This window comes from Nostoc sp. 'Peltigera membranacea cyanobiont' 210A (assembly GCF_002246015.1).
In the GTDB taxonomy this organism is placed as follows: domain Bacteria; phylum Cyanobacteriota; class Cyanobacteriia; order Cyanobacteriales; family Nostocaceae; genus Nostoc.
Genome location: NZ_NOLJ01000003.1, coordinates 690,162 through 709,396 on the forward strand (window position 1 = coordinate 690,162; position 19,235 = coordinate 709,396).

Here is a 19,235-nt window from a genome sequence, read left to right on the forward strand (position 1 = left end):
ACAGGGGGCAGGGGGCAGGGGCAAGCTTGCCGTGAGCGTAGCCGAACGGGAGCAGGAGAGAGGGTTTGCAGATTTTATACAGCTTAGTATTGGCTGCTTTAGCTAAACATTACTTAGGTAGCGGTGAACGAATTGAATGGCGATCGAACCTTCTCCCACACCAGATGCCACCCGTTTAATTGAGCCATAGCGGACATCTCCGGCTGCGAAGATTCCGGGAATGTTGGTTTCTAGCAAAAAAGGAGAGCGTTCCAAATTCCACCCACGAGGAGATCTGCCATTATGCACTAAGTCTGGCCCTGTGATGATAAACCCCTGAGCATCGCGTTGAATAACGCCATCGAGCCAATCAGTTTTGGGGCTAGCACCGATGAAAATAAACAGCGATCGCGCTGGCACGGTTTCGGTTTGTCCAGTGTTAGCATGGGCGATCGCAATTGCTTCTAAATGTTCCTCTCCCTTTACTTCCACGACGCTGCAACCCGTGCAAACTTTGATATTTTCAGTCGCAGCAATTTGGTCAATCAAATATTGAGACATACTTGATGCTAGTGACTCACCCCGCACTAACATAATCACTTTGCTGGCATACTTAGAAAAATGCATTGCTGCCTGTCCAGCAGAGTTTGCCCCGCCTACCAAGTAAACCTCTTCGTTGGTGCAGGCGATCGCCTCAGTCATGGCAGCACCGTAATAAATTCCTGCCCCTGTGAGCTTCTCTGCTCCTGGAACCTTTAGCCAACGGTAGGAAACACCGGTTGCAACTAAAAGTGAATGGCAACTAATTTCGCTACCATCTGCTAATTGCAGAATCCGATAAGGATCTTCTAGTCGAACCCCAGTTACTACTTGAGGAGTGAGAATTTCTACCCCAAATCGCCGCGCCTGGGTGACTCCCCGCCTTGCCAAATCACTGCCACTCAAGCCAATAGGAAACCCCAAATAGTTCTCAATCCGCGAACTCGTACCGGCTTGGCCTCCTGGCGCTTCACGTTCAATTAAGACAGTACTCAATCCCTCAGAAGCGCCATAGACTGCGGCTGCCAGTCCGGCAGGGCCAGCACCCACGATCGCTAAGTCATAGAAAGGTCGCTCTGCCTGAGTTTGCAGTCCAATTTTGGCGGCAATCTCTAAATTAGATGGTTGAATTAACCGGGAACCATCGGGAAACAGCACCAATGGCAATTGCTGTCTGCCGTCAGCTTGGGCGTATTCTACTAATTTTGCGGCATCCGGTTCCAGTTCAATATCTAACCACTTAAATGGAACCTGGTTACGTGCCAGGAAATCTTTCACCTGATGTGAAAAAGGCGACCAGCGATTACCAATGACTCGAATGCCTTCAAAGGGTGGGCGAAATCCAGCTAGCCAGTCATCTAGCAAATCATCTAAAACCGGATATAGTCTTTCTTCTGGTGGATTCCAGGGCTTGAGTAAGTAATAATCAAGTCTGGCACTATTAATTGATTTTATCGCAGCATCCGTATCTGCATAGGCAGTCAACAAGGCACGTTTCGCATTGGGAAAGATGCCTTTTGCCCGTTCCAGGAACTCCACGCCTCCCATTTGAGGCATACGTTGATCCACCAAAAATAGAGCAACTGCTTCATTCCGCAATTTGAGTTGCTGCACTACATCCAGAGCCGTGATACCTGAATCTGCCCGGACAATGCGGAAGCGATCGCCATACTGATGACGCAAGTCTCGTGACACCGCTTGTAATACTTCTGGATCGTCATCGACGGTTAAAATTGCTGGTTTCGCCATAACTACTGTTACTTAACAATTGCAGTGTCTAGCCGTTGTCTTCAAAAATTTGTCGTCAAAATATCTACTGTTTAACCAGTTGCTTTAAACGAAAGTATGCCTCTTCTGGTGTCAGCGGTTCCGATTGACTTTGATTGGGTATATAAAATACCCAGGTATCAGGAAAGTAATGCACTACAAAGCTGGGAATCAAACCCAAGCTTACTGCTTGCTTACCGAGTTTTTCAGTTTGTTCTTCTAAACTCAGTTGGTCATGAAATGAGTGTTCAGCCATACTTTTGCATCTCCCTGTACTTTCTTTGACCCTGGAAGAAGGTTCAAAACCAGCATTGCACGAATTTAGCTAAAGGTGATTTACTATTCACCATGTTTTAGAATGAGCTTGAGAATATTTTGGTAGTAAACCTAAATAATTTCAAATATGCTTTCGTAGAAAATCATAAAACTATTTTGGTCATTCAGGGTAACTGAAATTGGATTGAATCAGGCAACAGGGCATTCCTTGCGTTGAGGTCTGAAGAAATCATCTGTTTCCCTCTATACTCGTACTCGGCACTATAAGTAAGTATGCGAGCGCTCCGGCTTGCGTGGGTACAGTGATGGACAGAGTACAAGGGAGCCATAAAATGAATGATGATTGTGTCACCGATGACTCGCTAACGCTTCTGCACTCGCGTTCGCTATCGGTGACACTAGCTAGTTCCCAGAGGAGTTGTAAGACGGATAATTTATGTTGTCTCTCTCACTTGCTTCCAACTGTTGCCTTTTGGCACAAGCAATAACAATGCTTGTCTACCATTGCACCAACTTTAGAGGGAAAAGCTCAATTTCCACAAAATCGCAATCCTTATCTAAACCCCAATGGGAACAAATCTCTCCAATCGGCTAATTGTTGGCTGTAATGACTGGGCTTCAACAAATAGCGCACTTTGCTCATCAAAAGCAGTCCAATTTTGGTTATTGGATAAAGGCTCAGAAGCAACAATAACTTGGTTTGGCTGCTTGAGTTCATCACAAGACCAATAAAGAGTAGGTGCTTGTGTGCGATAAGCATAGCGAATTGCTGCAACTGCTTGACCATCACTGACAATGACATTGGCACTAAAGCTGGTGTCGTGTTCTGATGCCAACTTAGTCAATTTTTGAAGTGTGGCATTTAATGCTGACAACAGAGTGCTGTCTGGAGACGACTGCCATATTTCCATTAGTAGGGCGAAGATGTGTTCAGAATCAGTCGTGCCTTTAATCAGGCGGTAAGTGGAATCAGAAAGGCTCTCACGTATTGGTCTACAAAGAGTTTGTTGAAAGTTTGATATCTCGCCATTATGCACAAACAAAAGTTTCCCACTACGAAATGGCTGACAATTGCTAATGTCAAGCGATTCACCTGTTCCAGCTAATCGGACATAGCCTACAGTACAACTGGATTGTACATAGTTGCTCAACTCTTCCAGATTCGGCTCGTTCCACAGCGGGATAGTATTTCGGTAAATAAAGGGTTTACCCACTTCGTCGTACCAGCCTACACCTACTCCGTCTCCACAAACTACTCCTGATTTTAATTCCAAAGAACTATAACTTTGTTTGTAGAGCGAATGCTCTTGTTTATACAGCAACTCATCTAAGAGGATGGCGTTACCAAGATAGCCAATTAATCTACACATAAAAAAATGATGTTGCTGAAAGAGTAAGGAAAATCAGTCACAAGCCCCGATAGAAATCGAACTTTTTAACTGGACAATTATTGCAAATCATTACTAATTTAACAAATATTGTTTATCTTGTGTATGTTTGATCTGTGACTTTAGTCATGGTTTTGTTGTCTTGCTAAAGATATAGAACAGAAGCTAAAGTAATATTTATTCCTTACCTTTGTTTGAGCTTGATTTGTAAATTATCCGTTCGCATTCAAAGGATTTTAGAGAACTATGCAAATTAAAAAACACATTAATCTTAATCAAGGATGTTTCCTTAATCCCGCAAATCAACAGATAGTTGTCAATTTAGCTAGTGAAGATATTTTAAATTTAATCACGCAAGAATTAAAAACTCGTTACTCTCCAGAAACTCAAAAAACTCTACTTGAGGAGAGTTCAAAATTATTACCTAATTTTGTATTTCAAGAATTATTACAACGCCAACAGCAGGTAGTAGATATTAACCCAGATAGTTTAATTGTCGTTAGCTGTCAGATAGCAGAGGCAGAAGTCGATGATTTGGGATTTGATTTAAATGTCGAAGTATATTTTGTAGTTGGAGATACAAAAGGTCAAAACCATTTTCGGGCTAATCAAATAGTCCTTTGGTCGAATATATGGGGTGATGAAGAACAGCCTTTTGATTTAGAAGATGAACTAGGTGAACAATTCTGGACAAGTTATCAAATTCAGTTGCTTTTTGATGAAAAAGAGCAGCAAACAATTGAACTGGAACTATCACAAACAGATGATTATGCCGCGAGGTTAGAATTTTCCCCATCACTAAAAAGATTTTCACCATCCATAGTTCCCTTTACGGATAATGATTTATAAAAATTACTATCCGCACATACAGTGAATGTAAATTAATCATTTACAGCAGAATTCAGAATTCAGGAGTCAGAATGGGCTACGCCCCGCTGCGCTAACAGGAGTAAAACACGGTTTATATCTGGGTAACAGACTTAGCTTGTGTACCTCACCAACTTGAAATCTGCTGTATATTCACTGAGGGTTTTATTTTTTGGAAGTTCTCTTTTAAAAAGATGAAGTCTTCACTTCAATCCCTCCTACATCCTCATTGTGGTTCGATAATTGAACCCATAAACAAAATGTTTCCCGTCTGATTATCTCTAATGACACAGAAGAAGGGGCGATCGGCAATCATTCGGAATGGTTCTGGTTCTTCTCTCGAAGATGTTGCTACTATTCCCACTGAAGTAGCAGCAGCCGCTTCAGTGCCTTCTTCATTCACTTCAACAAAAGTTTTATGCTTAACTTGGCTAATGGCAAAATTTTTACCCATGCCAGAAAAATTGGCTTTGTTGCTGAAAGCCTCCCCCATACCTAAAGTTTTTAAAGCATGATTGAGTGTAATATCGTAATCTGTTTTGAAACGGGGTAGGCGAATAAACCCTTTTTGATTGTTGAACTGAGTCATCCATTTTTCCCAGTTATCAACATTCAAGTTTTGATAGAATGCTTTGAGGTTAGAGTTTTGTTTGGGTAGGAAGATATAAAAACTGACCTTACCATCTTTACCATAAGGTAAACTAACTGCCTGAAACTTTTCGCTTTCATAGTATCTATAATCACCCTCCTGTGACATCATTGGGTGTTGTTTTCGCCTGCCAGATGTGATGTAAAAAGGGTATGGAGCAGTTTCTTTCTTGTCAAACTCGTTAGTCCAATTACCTTTAAAATATATGGCATTAATCAAAAATAATACCTGATTTGGTTCAATTTTTTCAACTATTTTAGTGATTTTGCCGTTAGTATTTTCTTTGACCCAGTTATTGATAATATTAGATGCGGCGGCATCTTGAAAGTTTAAATTGCTGACTTTGGCTTGATAGAAGTCCTGGGTTCTTTTGAGAAAGTCTGGTGCAAAGCTAACATTTTGATTTGCCCAAAGTGAGTTAGCAATTTTCAATTGCACTTTCGTATCCGAATTGTCTAAAAGCTGTTTTAATACCGCCGCATAAGAAGAGTTGATTTCTGGTAGATTCATCCCCTGTAATTCTAGAGTTTTTGCCATTGCTTGTTGAGTCGAGCCGCTAGCGCCGTTGTAAGTCATAGCAAGAGCGATCGCAACACTCGAAGGTGAGATAAAAATATTCTTCTCACCCCGATCGTTTTTCAGAACTTCTGAAAATAGTTTGAAGCCAAACTTATTGCTAGACTCAACTATTTTTGTATCAGTGTTGGCTGTTTTTTTTTGCAATGGAGTTTCTGGCTGAGGTAAACTAGATTGGGCAAGGGCACTTTTATTACTATCGACTTGAGAACACCCTAATACACTGAATAAAACGACACTTGCAGCGGCCAGAGCATAACGTCTACCTAGACTCACACCGTAACGTCTTTGCAGGAAATTTTCTTTTGCATCACTCAATTTATGGCGATTCATTCTGCTACCTCACTTGCCAAAGATTCCCGATTTGTGCTCAGATTTGACGCAGATACTGTGTCAATAACTAACTATTGCATTTACTCCAATAGAAAAATGGGACTGTTACAGTTTTCGTAACAGCAAATTAGTAGCTCAGAGTAATTAAACACAACTTGTGGAGTTGCTAATTCCTTATTGAGACGGCTATACAGACGACTTATAAAAAATTTTGATTTCTAATAATTTTTATCTTTACGTATAAACGTATTGTAAGCTACGTAATCCTAAAATAACCACTTCTGTGAGGTTTTTATAGATCGAATAAGGTTTCTCAGAGGCATGAAATCTCGTTCCCATGCTCCGTATGGGAACGAGAAAAATACTGTAATTTTACACAGATATTTGTGCTAACTTATTTCAATTAATAGGTACACTCCACCAAGCTAAACTATAGGGTTGAGTAGCTTCATTCAGCTTTTGACGAAACTGGACGCGGATTTTGTAATTGCCACTAGCAGCAACGGGGCAAAAAATATGTTCTACACTATCAATTTGGCTGATTGAGGAGCAAACAGCACCAGCTTCAGAATTTTGAGCATCAGCTTTTACTAAGTATAGGTCGAGATTATTTAAGCCGCGATCGCGAAAATTTTCGCCTACGTCATATTGCTGGTTTTTATTTTTATCGTTGAGTTCTACCAATCGATCCCAACTCAGGGTGACAGCAACAAAACTTCCCTGCTTCAACGGTTTTGCTAATATATAGTCAACAGATGCTCCAACATCAACTGTACGATAATCCCAACCAATAGCCGGCACCGCAGCGGATGCTTGCCATTGACCAGCACTAAATTGCTGATAAGCGCGAAATACATTTAAATGACCCGCTCCCATTTGGGCATCTAAGGGAATTTTTGGATCTTTATAAGCATCAGAATCTAGCCAGTTTTGATTTTGCTTATCAATTAGCGTCCGAGTCATTCCCAACTTTAAGCCATCGCCGCTATCTAGAAGTTTGTCTGCTGAATTCAGCAATACAGCTTTCATCACTTGATGACGCCGAGAATCAATGCTCCAGTGGGGTTGTTTTGTCCGCATCTGTCGGTCTGCAAGTTCCTGCAACAGAGCAACGGTAGCTGTAACTTGAGGTGTTGCAAAACTTGTACCTGTAACCTTGTTCAATTTGCCATCTGGATTGAGCAAAGGAATATTATTACCAGGAGCAACTAAACTGATAGCGCGACGCCCATCAAGGTCAAATTCCCTTCCAGCTAGTCTTTGATTCACCCCTTGGTTAACACCCGCCAGATTAGCCACGTCTACTTTGTTAAAAACTCCCCCTCGGCGGGATGAAAAAGCCACGTTTATTCCGTTAAAATTATCTGTAGGAATAGGAATACCACCTTTCCCCTGGTTGCCTGCGATCGCATACAAAACATCATGAGCGCGACTAGACCAGTCAACACATAAAGTTAGTAAAGCATTGCCGTCTAAAGTAGCTTCCGGTCGAGGATCGCGACTCAGAGGTTCCCCAAAGCTAAAGTTAATCGCACGGACATCGCCACCATTTTGTAGCGCTATGTGCTGTGCCGACAAACACTCCTCTGGCTGACCCATGTTTTTAGTCGAACCCACCGCTGATGAATACAATCGCGCTCCCGGCGCAACTCCTGGCAAAGCTTTGTCTTGACTCACCATCACACCAGCGACATTGTAGGCGTGGGGGTCAACACCAGTATTAGACTTAGCTGGGCCATTGCGTAAGAAAACCGCCGCTAAAGATATGGCACGATTTTTAGACACCGCCTTATCCCATCCAAACATTCCCGGTCGGCCAATTTCAACTTGACCAATAGCAATCTTACGACCGATTAAATTATAAGGAGGTTTGTGTAGCTTCAGAGCATCAATGCCATTAGTTCCTAGTGCAGATTCTAAAGCTGAAGCAATTACCGGCGCACTCAGACAAGAAGCAGTTAATCCCCAAAATATCCAGGTTAGTTTTTTAGTCATTAGTTATTAGTCATTAGTCATTGGTCATTTGTCATTGGGTATGGAGAAGAGACAAGGTAGACAAGGAAGAGGGGGGAGACAAAGGAGAGACTTGTTCAATAATTCCCCCTTGTCCCCTTGTCCCCTTGTCTCCCCTGCCCCCTGCCCCCTGCCCCTTGCCCCCTGCCTCCCCACTCTCCAAAAAACCGGGATCAAAATTATGAGTCTTGTTCAATGTTTTGTTACAATGCGTACAGACGAGGACGCTTAAAAACCCACTAGCCATGACCCAAAACCTATCTCAAAAGCCCATTGTAATTTCTCCATCTATCCTATCAGCCGATTTTAGTCGCTTGGGTGACGAAATTCGTGCCGTAGACGCAGCTGGAGCGGATTGGATTCATGTTGATGTCATGGACGGTCGTTTCGTACCTAATATTACGATAGGCCCTCTGATTGTGGAGGCGATTCGTCCGATTACAACCAAGCCTCTGGATGTCCATTTGATGATTGTGGAGCCAGAAAAGTATGTAGAGGGATTTGCTAAGGCGGGTGCTGATATTATCTCCGTACACTGCGAGCATAATGCTTCCCCACACCTGCACCGCACCTTGGGGCAAATAAAAGAGCTTGGTAAGAAAGCTGGTGTTGTACTTAATCCTGGTACCCCTCTAGAACTAATTGAATATGTTCTAGATTTGTGCGATTTAGTACTAATTATGAGCGTCAACCCTGGTTTTGGTGGTCAAAGCTTTATCCCTGGTGTATTACCCAAAATCCGTAAGCTGCGCCAAATGTGTGATGAACGTGGTCTTGACCCCTGGATTGAAGTGGATGGGGGACTGAAGGCAAATAATACCTGGCAAGTTTTGGAAGCGGGAGCCAATGCAATCGTCGCCGGTTCAGCTGTGTTTAACGCAAAAGATTATGCTGAGGCTATTACAGCAATTCGCAACAGCAAGAGTCCTACCCCAGAATTAGCCAAGGTTTAATTCATTTTTGAATTAATCAATCATTAAACATGGAAGTGAAAAATAATGTAGAGACGTAGCGGTGCTACGTCTCTACAAGGGTTCTAGATTAATTTCACCAGATGTCTAGTATTCACAAAAAATAAGGTGGGCAATTTGCCTACCTTATTTATTTTTATATATAGATAAAAAACTGGAAGCTATTCAAGTTTTGAACTTCCAGTAGTTGCTATATAAATTGAAAGTTTAGAAACCAAAGATAATCCAGGTTGGGAGGACTAGGATTACAATAGTCGAAAGAGAAGCGTATGAGCTACTAGTTCTACCAGCCAAGGACAACAATTTCACCGTAACTTTTCTATTTCCGTTCCTAGAATTGATGTTAAGCGTTTGCTTTATTAACTAAAGCAACATCAACCACAGGATAGAAAGTTTTATCAGCATTACTCGCACTGTCTGCAGTCAGTGAAAGCTGTGTAAAATTTGGATTGGGGGAATCCACCTCGCCAAATTCTCTTTGCTCAGACTTCCTCAGAAAAAGAACCACCAGTAGTAACAGTTGGATTATTGGTCTTGGTCTAGGAGTTATTTACTCCATGAAATGCTGACTACTTTTGTAATCAGTTTGATTTATTTCATAGTTAGAACTAATCGTTGATTTTATTTTTTAAATTAACTTGCTTGCCAAATCACCTCTATTTTGGTTTAGGTTGTAGTTGTTATTAGTTTACCAATATCATTAGTATATATTTGCCATTTTGGCAGATTTTTGCAAAATATTATCAAATTCATGACTGCTATAGAAAACCTGTCATGCTATAAATTTACAATTAGCATAACAGGCTTTCAGATAATCAATCAACTTTAGAGCAGAATCTATTGATTCCAAATACTTTTTAATTGAATCCACAGGATTTCAAGGAAATGTCTTGAACATTTTCTGGTTTTAAAGGCGATTTGCTTGATTGATGTTCGTTAATTTGCTGTGTCAATCTCTGGTCTAAACTACCAGCACAGATTTCTGCTTTTTGCTTTCTAACTACTTCTAGATAAGCTACGTCTTTAATTTTGCTGAAGCAGCTTGATGAAACATTATTATCAGACTGGGAATTATGAGTGTGTTTCAGCATTTTTAGATTTTCACTTTGCTGTTGTTTTGTCCTATCGGCTTGAGAGTTCTCTTTGAGCAATCGATTGTAGGTGCGATATGGAATGTAATGCAGAGGATTATAACCACCAAATCGCAGCATTAAAACACATGCCCAGGAATACTTTCCAGCAAGAATTGCTTCAACTACTTTGTCAAATTGTTGAGCTTTCACTGTCTTATCTAAGTTACTACTAATACCAGCAAGGTCTTGATTCATCATAGTGTTTAGTTATTTTGGGTGAAGTAAACTATTTTCTTCTCTGCGATTGTTGATGTTTCAATTGAGGTGTACAAACTGCACTAGCCTTTTTGCAAATCTTGAATTGCTTGTGGCAAATTATCAGCAGTGGAGCGGTGTTTGATGTTTACAAGGGATACAAATCCATAAGTAAATAAATTTTCTTGGTTCACACGCTTATATTTCTTACTACTGTTGGATTAGGCAATTTCCGGGAAGTTTGCATATTTTTTTAGACTAAGAGAGAAAATATATTTATCTTTGAGCGTTAACAACACCATTCGTATTTATACTATTTTTTGTCGTTGCTGTCATCTACTAATCTAGTGTATTTATAGGTCAAATTTACTGAATATATTCCTATACTTACTTGTGTATTGTGCAGCTTTTAGTTTTGTCCTCTTTTGCTAATTCTTGAGGGGGTCTTACCCCTCACCCGATATCATTTTAAAACCTTTATTATTGTCGAGTAACTAGAAAACAATACCATTAAATAGAATGTAAAACAACTTGTAAAAATATTCTTCGAGAGAGAATAAACCCTTTCATAGCAATAGGATTGAACTTATTTTTCAATAAGTTCGATTAGACAATCATACTTATTGGACTTGTGTTTATTGGTTTGCAAAGACCACAGCTTTAGCGTATCTAAATATAATCGCTGTCAACTGATTACGAATATTTCATAACGAGCAGCCAGTCATTATAAAATAGACCAGTTGTAAAAGAAAATTACTGGTTAGGGATAATATAAATAGATAGTTATAACTAGCCTTAGTTGAGTCAATAAAAAGATCCGCAAATGGATATATTGACTCAAAAACTGTCGCAGGCTAAGTCTGTATAATATTAGAGAATTTAAGAATAGATATAAAGCTAATTAACACAGAATATTATTAAGTTGATTCAGCAAAAAAATCTATAAGATATGAATATTTAACAGATTTAGAGAATTGAGATTACAAATGTAGTTGCAATTGAGCTAAATGGTGGTACAAGCAAGACCAAAAATCAATATGCGATCGCCTTTATCTCTCCAGACAACTACGCAACGAATTATTTGACAATGAGCTATCCAAGGGTTATAATATGAGTCCAGCTTACTCAGACTAGTCCTTACTGATAGCGCTTCACATCCTGAAGTTTGGACTGCTTGTACTAAAGGCTGGTGAAATGCACCTGTAAAACTTACTGGCGTTCAGTTATGCAAACTGTAGGGGTTTAAGCATATGCACCAGTGTCGGCTAATCATTGCCAAACACGCAGTGCCACAATCTGATTAACTTTGCTGTTGAGTAAAGAAATAGGCACGTCATAACCTAGTTTTTGATTGTGAACTTAGTCTGGGAAGCATTAGCAATATTTATAGCTAAAGCTAGTAATATTTGCATTTTTTGAAACAGTAGTCTTAAATTCTCAATGCTTCAACTCTTACCATTACTGAAATTTTCCTTCGCTTCCGGAAACACTCGGAAAATAAAATCGCAAACCTAAAGTCTGCTTTCTCAGATGAAGACAGGTTAAATTTGCTAGGGACGCACATCTATTATAGGTGTCAACTTAAGGTAGAAGTTATTTAAGAGTAAGGGTTCTAGGGTTGCTTGCCCTCATCCCCTAACCCCTTCTCCCAATATGGGAGAAGGGGGACTGGAGAATTCGTTTCCTTCTGCTAATTTTGGGAGAGGGGCTGGGGGTAAAACTTATACATTCAGAAGATTTCAGCTTAAGTTGGCACCCATGACACCTACGTGTGTTGCATCAAAACGAGAACCGCTTTGATAATCAATAGACCTCTTGCATAAATCAAAAATAAGAAAGAACCCCACCCCGCCAAAGCTACGCTTTGTCTCCCCTCCCGAAGAGCGGGGAGGGGTTGGNGGTGGGGTGTTAGGGACTTTTGCAAGAGGTCTAATCAATTAATAACTAAGTAAATTCCCCAAATCGCCATTGGCCGCAGGTAAGTGCTAGCGCGAAAAGTACCAGTTGCGGTGATAGCTTCTGGCGTGCGAAATTGCAGACCATTTTCATAAATTTGCTGCACTACAGCTTGCGTCAACCTTAACGCTTCATCTTTCATTCCCATCTGCACGAGAAAAGCCGCCAGCCCAAAGTTTATTCCCGTCCAAACTTCTAAGGGATGAGTAGCTTTGGGATTTTCTGGTGAACCATCACGACGAACACCATTAGCAGTACCAAACTCACCATTACAGAATTTCAAAAAGCAAGCATCGTAAACAGTTTTCAGCGCAGAAAGGGCGCGATCGCTCGGTACAATATCAGGTAAGTCCAGTAGTCGGGCGTAAAATTGTCCGCACAATTGATCTGCCATCACCACATCGGAACCACTTTTACTATCAAGTCGGTAATATTCGCCATTCCAAAGTTTTTCTTGGTAAATAGGAAGAGATTGTTGTAACCAAGTTTCATAAGTGGATTTTTGCGCCGCCAACTCTGTTGTGTTACCTGTCTGATAAGTTAATAAAATATCGCTAATTGCGATCGCAGCTTCTAACGCCGCTAACCACAATCCCCCACAATAGGCGCTGACACCTTGTAATCGCCAATCATCAAAAGTTTGATCGGGTGCGCCAGAATTTTCAGGAATCCCATCGCCATCGAGGTCAAAAGTTTTCAGGTAGTCGAGGGTTTGAACGATCGCATTCCAGCAATCTGCCAAGAATTCCACATCGTCAGCACCCGTGAGTAAAAAATCACGGTATACTTGCAAAACGAAATCACTACCTAAATCTTTCCATAAATTACAGTCTTGATAGCTGGTGTAGTTGGTTTTCTCCCAAACGTGTTCGTTGGGTGCGCCTAAATCGTGGGGTGTTGCACCTGCAACTTTGCGAACTGCAATCGGGCTTTCGGCCTTAATTGTCAGGTAATAGCCAATTATTCGGGGAGTATCATCACCTTGAGGAATCGCCCGTGCAAATGCCCGAATTACCGACTTTTCTAATTCTGGGAACAGCATCAGCAGCGCAAAAGAGCCATACAACCGCACATCTAGACTTTCATACCAACGGTAATCTAAGCACTCCAGCACCGCAAACTGACCGATGGGGTTAAGTTCTGATGCTGCACTCCAGAGAGTACCGCCGCTGGTGAGGTCATAAAGCTCATTAAATAGAGCCATTTTAAACCAGTTGGGTAAATCTTCCCGGTCGAGAATGGGTTTTTGCCAACTTTGAATTTGCGATCGCCAGGTTTGGTATTCTTGTAATGCAGTAGATGCGATCGCCCAAGCTTTGTTGCCACTTTTACCAAAAAAATCTGTATATCTGCGGTAATAATTGACTCCAGCCGCAAATTCTGTTATCGGCAAATCCCAAGCCAGGACAAAGGGAATTTCGAGAGTTTCGCCTGGTTGGAGAGTGAAACGGATTGCGATGCCTGCGGCCGGCGTAGCCATCGCAGCCCCGATTTGTGTATTCTCTGTTGCTGTAGTATCAACATAATTGGGCAAAGAGCCATCTTTAGCAAAACTTTGCCATATTTCCTCACCCGTCCCCTCAGGATTCCAGCGGCTATGGTGAAATACTTCCACTTGGGGATGTTTCAGCGTTGCAATACACCAAGTTCCATCGCCTTCTTGCAAAGGTTCATCAATACCAACCCGGCCTAAAACACAGGCAAACTGTTGTGTATTTTCAACTATCTGGTTGTAGTTTCCTTGACTTTCGCCCCAGCGCGGTTGGTATTCGTAAACCGGACTACCATCATCGCGCACCCGCACTTCGGGAGATTTGAGAGCGTTTGTAAACCAGCCCACCATATTTTGCCAAGTGAGCATAATGCTGAGAGTAATCGGTGCATCTGTGGGGTTATGAGCATTCCAGAGGAATATTGCCACAGGGTAGCTAGTTTCTTGGTAATTACCCGCCCAGATTGGAGAAAATTGCTCACAAGTCAACTGTGCTTGAAATACATTTTCGTACACAAACCAGCTACGTGGATATAGCGCGTGATAATTGCCCGTCCCCTCTGTGCCGGGAGTTGTAGGATACCACTGCCACGCTTTGAGAGTGCCATCATCGGGCGCTTGCGTAGACAAAGCGTAGGCTTGGGAAGATGTGCTATTGGATTCAAACACACTGAACTGACAAGCGGGAACGTTTTTGAAGGTATGCTCACCGCCGTCGATGTGCCACAGGTTAAAGTCTCCCCGTGAAGAACGACCGATGCAACCTGCACCAAAGCCGCCTAAAGGCATACCATGCCAAGGGCCATCATCAATATTACTTGCATAGCGGACGGTATAAGGTTTGTCCCAACCTAAGCCGATGGGACGGCTCCAAGTACAAGAGGGAATTTTCGGAGAGAGTTGATTTGTCATCGCCTAATGTTACAGCGTGCAGTTACGTCAATGAAGACTAGCGCGATGTGAGATTTTTCTCAAGGTAGTAGCACGGTAATCCCGGATTTCTCACGCATAGTGTGGGGGGTAAGACTTTTTTCCCATCCTCCCACACCTCCCACACCTTCCACACCCCTTGGATTTCTCACTTGTGAGAAATCCAGGTAATGCCCATTGGTATCCAATACTTCTCGCTTTGTGCATTTTTTATTCGGAATCGGGTTTTGGGAAAAGGTTAAGGAGTAAGGGTTAAAGGTTTTTTTCCCTTTAACCGAGAAGTATTGCATTGGTGTCAACTTAAGCTGAAATTTTCTAACTAGTCGTAGCCAGCCCTCAGACATCGCTCACGTAATTACTACTGAACTATAAAGTATAGAGCTTATCCCAGTCACTAAGACTTTAATATTTTGCTCCTACTGCGTATTGCTTAACTGCTACTTGAATTTTAAATCTAGAGTTTTTAACTACAGTGGGTAAATCACTAGTCAATTTGGGTATTTTAAAGCACAGAGGTATTTTTCTCAATAGTTTTAACAAAATAAGATGACACAATACGCCCTTGTGGTTGAAATTGCTCAGTATGACAACAGTTTCGGCAGCCTGACTAAACCTATTAATGATGGGGAGGCTGTGGTTAACACAGAAAAATTTTTGCTGGTGGTAGATGAGTTTGGGGAAGTATCTACAGTTTGTATAGATAAGGAAGAACGGCAGAGATTTATTGAACTATTGACTAGGGTAGTAGAGATTCATGATTCACGGTTAGCAGTTGTAATTACCATGCGAGGTGATTTTCTTCAATCCTGTTTAGATAATCCTTCTCTAACTCACCTGATTCAAACCCCAGTAGTTGTTATACCGCCTTTAACTGGAGTTGATTTAAAGGAGACAATTGCCAAACCTACCAAGCTTCAGGTTCATAGTGTTAAAGAAGCAGGAGCATTAAAAATTCTCCAAAATCTTCAACAAGAACCAGGGAATTTGCCATTGTTAGAGTTTGCCTTAACTAAACTCTGGGAGAAACGCGAGCAAAAGAAAAATCAACTTACCCAAGAAGAGTATGAAAAGTTGGGAGGATTAACTGCGGTGTTAAATCTCCATGCAGAAAATGTTTATCACTACCAAGATTATGAGCAAGAATACCCAACTCAAGAACGCAGTCAGCAAGAAAAAGAATGGATTAAGCAGATTTTTCTGCGGTTAGTGCGAACGGGAGAGGGAGAAAAGGATACCCGACAACGCCAACCAAAAGCCACATTATTAAATATTGCAGGTGATGATGCCAATCAACAGCAACAACTTAGTGAGTTACTAGATGGTGAAGCAGGATTGGTTAAGGGACGCTTATTAGTTACTGGGAAAGATGAAAAAGGAGAAGTCTGCATTAATTTAGCCCATGAAGCATTAATTGAAAGTTGGCAGCAGTTTGCCCAGTGGCGACAACAAGACCGAGACTTGCGACCGTTGAGCGAGACATTAGAAAATACCCGACGGGAATGGTTGAACGAAAGACCTGATGACAAATATTTAATGCCAAAGGGATTGCTGGCCCAAGTGAGGGATAGCTGGCAACAATTGCAGCCTGATTTGCAATCACCCCAACAAGATGAGGATTTTTACCAGCGTAGCGATGCCGATGACAAAGACCGGATTGCCGAGATGGAAAGGGCGCTTACTGAATCCCAGTTACGAGAGAAAGCGGCTAGAGTAGACGATTTATTGCCCTTACAACCCCTAGATAGTCTAGTTTTGGCAATTCAAGCTATGGGGGAGAATCAAGAGAAACTACCCCAGCAGATTCTTGCATCAGTTCAGAACAGTTTGAATCGGGTGGTGAATAAAGCAAGAGTCTCGATTCCCTTCTGTGGTCATGAAGGTAATGTCTCTTCTGTCGCTATTAGCGCTGATGGGCAGACGATTGTTAGTAGTGGTACTGATGGCACTGTGCGGTTGTGGAATTATCAAGGTCTTTCCTTAGCTGAACCTTTGCGTGGTCATCAGGGTAATGTCTCTTCTGTCGCTATCAGCGCCGATGGGCAGACGATTGTCAGTGGCGGTGCTGATGGTACGGTGCGGTTATGGAATTATCAAGGTCTTTCCTTAGCTGAACCTTTGCGTGGTCATCAGGGTAATGTCTCTTCTGTCGCCATCAACGCTGATGGGCAGACGATTGTCAGTGGCGGTGCTGATGGCACTGTGAGGTTGTGGAATTCCCAAGGTCTTTCCTTAGCTGAACCTTTGCGTGGTCATCGGGGTAATGTCTCTTCTGTCACCATCAGCGCTGATGGGCAGACAATTGTCAGTGGTGGTGCCGACGTGGTGCGGTTGTGGAACCGCCAAGGTCTTCCCTTAGCTAAACCATTGCGTGGGCATAAAAATGATGTCTTTTCTGTTGCTATCAGTGCCGATGGGCAGACGATTGTCAGTGGTGGTGCTGATGGTATGGTGCGGTTGTGGAATTCCCAAGGTCTTCTCTTGGCTGAACCTTTGTATGGTCATGAGAGTAATGTGAGGTCTGTCGCCATCAGCGCCAATGGACAGAATATTGTCAGTGGCGGTGCTGATGGTACGGTGCGGCTGTGGAATCGCCAAGGTCTTTCCTTAGCTGAACCTTTGCGTGGTCATCAGGGTAATGTCAATTCTGTCGCCATCAGTGCCGATGGGCAGACGATTGTCAGTGGCAGTGATGGCGGCACTGTGCGGTTGTGGAATCGCCAAGGTCTTCCCTTAACTGAACCTTTGCGTGGTCACGAAGGCAATGTTAGGTCTGTTGCTATCAGTACCAATGGACAGACGATTGTTAGTGGTAGTACTGACGGAACGGTGCGGTTTTGGAACTACCAAGGTCTTCCTTCCGCAAAACCTTTGCGTGGTCATAAGGGTTGGGTCTATTCTGTCGCCATTAGCGCCGATGGTCAGACGATTGTCAGTGGCGGTACTGACGGTATGGTGCGGTTGTGGAACCACCAAGGTCTTCCTTCCGCAAAACCTTTGCATGGTCATAAGGGTTGGGTCTATTCTGTCGCCATTAGCGCCGATGGGCAGACGATTGTCAGTGGTGGTAGTGACGGCACGGTGCGTTTGTGGAATCTGCAAGGTCTTCCTTTAGCTGAACCTTTGTGTGGTCATCAGGGTTATGTCAATTCTGTCGCCATCAGTGCCGATGGGCAGACGATTGTTAGTGGCGGTGATGACGGCACTGTGCGGTTGTGGAATTGTCAAGGTGTTGCCTTAGCTGAACCTTTGCGCGGTCATCAGGGTTTTGTCAATTCTGTTGCCATTAGCGCCGATGGGCAGACGATTGTTAGTGGCGGTGGTGATGGCACTGTGCGTTTGTGGAATCTGCAAGGTCTTGCTTTAGCTGAACCTTTGCGTGGTCATAAAGGTTGGGTCTATTCTGTCGCCATTAGCACCGATGGGCAGACGATTGTTAGCGGCGGTGATGACGGCACTGTGCGGTTGTGGAACCTGCAAGGTCTTGCTTTAGCTGAACCTTTACGCGGTCATGAGGGTTGGGTTTATTCTGTCGCCATTAGCGCCGATGGGCAGACGATTGTTAGCGGCGGTGAAGATGGCACTGTGCGTTTGTGGCGCGGTGACTGGCGTGCATGGTTGCAAGTTTGTTGTGACAGGTTACGTTACCATCCCGTCTTCACCAATCCGCAAACAGAAGAAGCAAAAGCCGCCTGCGAAACCTGCCAAAAATATGTTTGGAGTAAAGTAAGCGGTTAAAAACAAGGCATTGCTGTGCCTCTAAGAAGGTCTGCACTCGACTCAATTGCAAACGGCTATAAAGGCAGTAGCAACACATCCTTGGGTAAAGACGCGATGAATCGCGTCTCTACAAGTGGTCTATTTGTCGCATTCCTTTTTCAAATTGGTATAAATTATGGTGAGCTAAAGGCTTAGGCGTAACCCGCACTTTGACAAAGCTCACCTTTTGAAATTGGAATTTTTATTGGTGTTATTGAAATTAAACTGGTATATGTGGGCACTCTAAAATTAAGCAACATACTGGAGATTAATTTCTATGTCCACAGCCCCAATTAGTGCAACACTAGCACAATCAGATAGAGATGCTGTGTTGCAAGCGATCGCCACCATTAAAGACAAATTACCATTTTTGATTGATTTAAGTAACGAGGAGCGGAAAGCTTTACCTAAGATGGGAGATAAAAGCCGCGCCTTTGTCAGTAAAGCATTGGAGGTAGCGACACAGAACCCAGAGTTTTTGCCGCGATCGTTTGACCTCAATGAGATGCGGAAAGACGTACAATTATTTGAAGCTTTGTATCCAGTATTGCTGTCTTTGTCACAATTACAAGAGTTGCTAGATGATACATCTATAGCAGTGGGTAGTGAAGCTTATGCAGCTGCGTTGCAGGTATATAACTATGCCAAAGCTAGTGGACAAGGCGCTGGTTTAGAAACAGTAGTTGAGGAAATGGGGCAAAGGTTCGCGCGTAAATCTCGGAAGTCCAAGCCTCAAGCCGCAGCGTTGTAGAAAATAGCTCGGTAATTGCACTTCTTAGGTACAATGTTGAAGCTCAGAACTCGGATGTTGGAGTAAATTGCTCGGCGTTCCGAGTTCAGAACTCGAAGCTTCAACTTCAGAACATGGAATTTCGAGATAAGAACACGAAATTTGAAGCTCTAAACAGCAACATC

At 42.6% G+C, this 19,235-nt stretch carries 12 protein-coding genes; 4 read left to right on the forward strand and 8 right to left on the reverse strand.

Annotated features, from left to right (window positions below; all coding sequences use genetic code 11):
- Positions 1–102 precede the first annotated feature (102 nt).
- From CDG76_RS12255 to egtC, 3 genes are all read right to left on the reverse strand, one after another.
- A complete protein-coding gene (locus CDG76_RS12255) occupies positions 103–1,767 on the reverse strand; it encodes an FAD-dependent oxidoreductase (RefSeq protein WP_094349270.1) in 1,665 nt (554 codons plus the stop codon).
- A 64-nt stretch (positions 1,768–1,831) separates the two neighbouring features.
- On the reverse strand, positions 1,832–2,041 hold the full coding sequence (locus tag CDG76_RS12260; RefSeq protein WP_094349271.1) for a hypothetical protein: 210 nt from the start codon (positions 2,039–2,041) through the stop codon (positions 1,832–1,834).
- A gap of 577 nt (positions 2,042–2,618) precedes the next feature.
- Entirely contained in the window at positions 2,619–3,431 is an 813-nt protein-coding gene (gene egtC / locus CDG76_RS12265; protein WP_094349272.1) for an ergothioneine biosynthesis protein EgtC, read from the reverse strand.
- Between the two features lie 264 nt (positions 3,432–3,695).
- Here egtC and CDG76_RS38270 point away from each other — a divergent pair, with 264 nt between their 5' ends.
- Positions 3,696–4,298, forward strand: a complete 603-nt coding sequence (locus tag CDG76_RS38270; protein ID WP_223265219.1) for a hypothetical protein — start codon at positions 3,696–3,698, stop codon at positions 4,296–4,298.
- Positions 4,299–4,542: 244 nt separating this feature from the next.
- Here the strand turns inward: CDG76_RS38270 and CDG76_RS12280 are convergent, their stop codons facing one another.
- Together CDG76_RS12280 and CDG76_RS12285 are read right to left on the reverse strand one after the other, a co-directional pair.
- On the reverse strand, positions 4,543–5,874 hold the full coding sequence (locus tag CDG76_RS12280) for a serpin family protein (protein ID WP_094349273.1): 1,332 nt from the start codon (positions 5,872–5,874) through the stop codon (positions 4,543–4,545).
- A gap of 399 nt (positions 5,875–6,273) precedes the next feature.
- Entirely contained in the window at positions 6,274–7,869 is a 1,596-nt protein-coding gene (locus CDG76_RS12285; RefSeq protein WP_094349274.1) for a S8 family serine peptidase, read from the reverse strand.
- Positions 7,870–8,132: 263 nt separating this feature from the next.
- Here CDG76_RS12285 and rpe point away from each other — a divergent pair, with 263 nt between their 5' ends.
- Positions 8,133–8,840, forward strand: a complete 708-nt coding sequence (rpe, locus tag CDG76_RS12295) for a ribulose-phosphate 3-epimerase (protein ID WP_094349276.1) — start codon at positions 8,133–8,135, stop codon at positions 8,838–8,840.
- An 875-nt stretch (positions 8,841–9,715) separates the two neighbouring features.
- Here rpe and CDG76_RS12300 read toward each other — a convergent pair.
- The 3 genes from CDG76_RS12300 to CDG76_RS12310 all read right to left on the reverse strand — a co-directional run bounded on the left by CDG76_RS12300 (position 9,716) and on the right by CDG76_RS12310 (position 14,908).
- Positions 9,716–10,186 carry a HetP family heterocyst commitment protein gene (locus tag CDG76_RS12300; protein ID WP_094349277.1) on the reverse strand — a complete coding sequence of 157 codons (471 nt, stop codon included), beginning with the start codon at positions 10,184–10,186 and terminating at the stop codon, positions 9,716–9,718.
- Between the two features lie 1,933 nt (positions 10,187–12,119).
- The gene (locus CDG76_RS12305) at positions 12,120–14,546 is read right to left on the reverse strand and encodes a GH116 family glycosyl hydrolase (protein ID WP_094349278.1); all 2,427 of its coding nucleotides are present in this window, start codon (positions 14,544–14,546) and stop codon (positions 12,120–12,122) included.
- Between the two features lie 59 nt (positions 14,547–14,605).
- Complete coding sequence (locus tag CDG76_RS12310) at positions 14,606–14,908, reverse strand: hypothetical protein (protein WP_094349279.1); 303 nt, start codon at positions 14,906–14,908, stop codon at positions 14,606–14,608.
- A 202-nt stretch (positions 14,909–15,110) separates the two neighbouring features.
- Here CDG76_RS12310 and CDG76_RS12315 point away from each other — a divergent pair, with 202 nt between their 5' ends.
- The gene (locus CDG76_RS12315) at positions 15,111–18,299 is read left to right on the forward strand and encodes a WD40 repeat domain-containing protein (RefSeq protein ID WP_094349280.1); all 3,189 of its coding nucleotides are present in this window, start codon (positions 15,111–15,113) and stop codon (positions 18,297–18,299) included.
- Positions 18,300–18,597: 298 nt separating this feature from the next.
- Complete coding sequence (locus CDG76_RS12320; protein WP_094349281.1) at positions 18,598–19,071, forward strand: hypothetical protein; 474 nt, start codon at positions 18,598–18,600, stop codon at positions 19,069–19,071.
- Positions 19,072–19,235: the final 164 nt, after the last annotated feature.